This is a genomic window from Micromonospora sp. M61, from assembly GCF_018070245.1.
Lineage (GTDB): Bacteria > Actinomycetota > Actinomycetes > Mycobacteriales > Micromonosporaceae > Micromonospora > Micromonospora zamorensis.
The window spans coordinates 1-2,671 of record NZ_JAGPYA010000128.1 but is presented as its reverse complement, the minus strand read 5'-3'; the positions used below and the strand labels follow the sequence as shown (position 1 = coordinate 2,671).

The following is a 2,671-nucleotide window of genomic DNA, read 5'->3' as shown; positions in this document are numbered from 1 at the left end:
CGAGCCCGACGCGCCGCGATCAGACCGTCCAGGAACGCATTCGCCGCCGCATAGGCACCCTGACCACCCGAACCCCAAATACCGGAGATCGACGAGAACACCACGAACGCGTCCAGGTCATCACCCAACAACTCATCCAGATGAACCGCACCCGCGACCTTCCCGCCGACCACCTCGTCCCACAGGTCGGGGGTGGTGTCGGTCAGCAGCGCGGACCGTTCGACGCCGGCGGCGTGCACCACTGCCCGTACCGGAGTGTCCAGACTGTCGAGCAGGCCACGAGCCGCGTCCCGATCGGTCATGTCACAGGCGGCGACCGTCACCTGCGCACCCGCCGCCTCGACCGCGGCCGCAACATCGGCCGCGCCCGCGGCTTGGGCACCCCGCCGCGACACCAGCACCACATGCTCGGCACCGTGCGTGGCAGCCCAGACCGCGACCCGACCACCCAGCGAGCCCGTACCGCCGGTCACCAGGACCGTCCCCGACGGCACCCAACCCGGCTGGTCACCGACTGCGGCGGCCGAGCGGACCAACCGCCGCACATACACACCCGAGGACCGCACCGCCACCTGATCCTCGGCACCGAAACCACCGGCCAACACCCGCACCAGTCGGGCACCCACCCGCGTATCCCAGCCGGCGGGGACATCGACCAGACCACCCCACAGATGCGGCAACTCCAGACCCACCACGCGACCCACACCCCAGACCGCCGACGCTTCCGGGGTGACGGCGTCGGCGCGGCCCACGGGTGCACCGCCGGTGGTCACCACCCACAGCGGAGCGGTCACGCTCGCGCCACTCAGCTGCTGCACCAGGGCGAGCAACTCGGCTCCGGTGTCGGGCGAGGCGACGATGCCGGCGATCGGTGCGGACAGGTCGCCCAGCTCGGTCGAGCTGTGCGCGCGGAGCACCTCGGCTCCGGCTTCGGTCAGGGTCCTCGCGAGGGAACCGACAAGGCTCTCGTCGGCCCGATCAGCGCCGACGATCAGCCAGCGGCCGTCGAGGGTGTCGGCGGCCTCGCCGGTGACCGGCCGCCAGGTGGCCCGGTAGCGCCAGCCGTCGACAACTTCGGCGTCCTGGCGCTTGCGGCGCCACTCGACCAGGGCCGGGAGCAGGTCACCGGCGCTGTCCACGGTGATACCGAGCCGGGCCAGGTCACCGTCCTCGACAGCAGCCCAGAAGTCGGCGTCGGCCGGCTCGCCCGCGTCGGTGACGGCCACCGGCTCGGGAACGCTCGGCCAGTAACGCTCGTGCTGGAAGGCGTAGGTGGGCAGGTCGACGAGGCGTCCGCCGGTCAGGCACGAAGTCCAGTCCACCGCGACGCCGCGCACGAAGACGTGGGCGAGGGCGGTGAGCAGGGTGGTCGGTTGGTCGCGGTCAGAGCGTTGCACGGGTACGAACACCGCGTCGGTGACGCAGTCCGCGCCCATGGCGGACAGGACGCCGTCGGGGCCGATCTCGACGAACGTGCTGACGCCTGCGGCCTCCAGGGTGGCGATGCCGTCGGCGAACCGGACTGCTTCCCGTACGTGCCGCACCCAGTAGTCGGCGTCCTGCGCTTCGGCGACCTGCCCGGTCAGGTTCGACACGACCGGGATCCGGGGCTGCGCGTAGGTCAACGACCCCGCGACCTGAGCGAACTCGGCCAGCATCGGCTCCATCAACACCGAGTGGAAGGCATGGCTGACCCGCAGACGCCTCGACTTCTTGAAGTTCGCCGCCACCGCGGCGACCTCGTCGGCCACCCCGGACAGCACCACCGAGCGGGGACCGTTGATCGCCGCGACCGACACCCCGTCGGTCAGCAGCGGCAGCACCTCAGCCTCGGTGGCCCGAACCGCCACCATGACCCCACCGACGGGCAACGCCTGCATCAGGCGGCCTCGGGCGGCGACCAGCTTCGCGGCGTCGGCGAGGGACAGCACCCCGGACACGTGCGCGGCGGCGATCTCACCGATCGAGTGCCCGACCAGGTAGTGCGGCGTGACCCCGAACGATTCAACGAGGCGGAACAACGCCACCTCGACCGCGAACAGCGCCGCCTGCGTGTAGACGGTCTGGTCCAGGGCCTTGGCGTCGTCGGCGATCACGTCGCGGATCGGCCGGTCGAGGTGGAGGTCCAGCTCGGCGCAGACCGCGTCGAACGCGTCGGCGTACACCGGGTAGGTCTCGGCCAGTTCCAGACCCATGCCGGGTCGCTGTGAGCCCTGGCCGGAGAAGACGAAGGCGGTGCGCCCGCCCTGCGCGGTGCCGGTGACCAGACCGGGAGCCGCAGCTCCGGCGGCGAGGGCGCTCAACGCGGCCGGCCGATCCTCGGCCAGGACGACAGCCCGGTGCGCGAGGGTGGCGCGAGCGGCCAGCGAACGACCGACGTCTGCCGGTTCGGTTTCGGGCCGCCTGTCGAGGTGGTCGGTGAGTCGGGTTGCCTGTGCGCGCAGGGCGTCGTCGCTGCGGGCGGAGATGAGCCACGGCACCACCGGGTGCGGTGCGCCGGCCGGCTGGTCGGTGGGTTCGGTGGTCGGGGGTTCTTCGAGGATGAGGTGGGCGTTGGTGCCGGAGAACCCGAATGAGGACACGCCCGCGCGCCGTCGCCGGTCGGTCTGCGGGTGCCAGGGGCGGGTCTCGGTGAGCAACCGCACCGCACCGGCCGACCAGTCGACCTGCG

Annotated in this window: 1 protein-coding gene; it reads right to left on the bottom strand. The window is 71.9% G+C overall.

The window, feature by feature from the left end; genetic code table 11:
* Positions 1-2,671: SDR family NAD(P)-dependent oxidoreductase (locus tag KBX34_RS32775; protein WP_210928946.1), on the bottom strand; the 2,671-nt coding region annotated here is incomplete at both ends.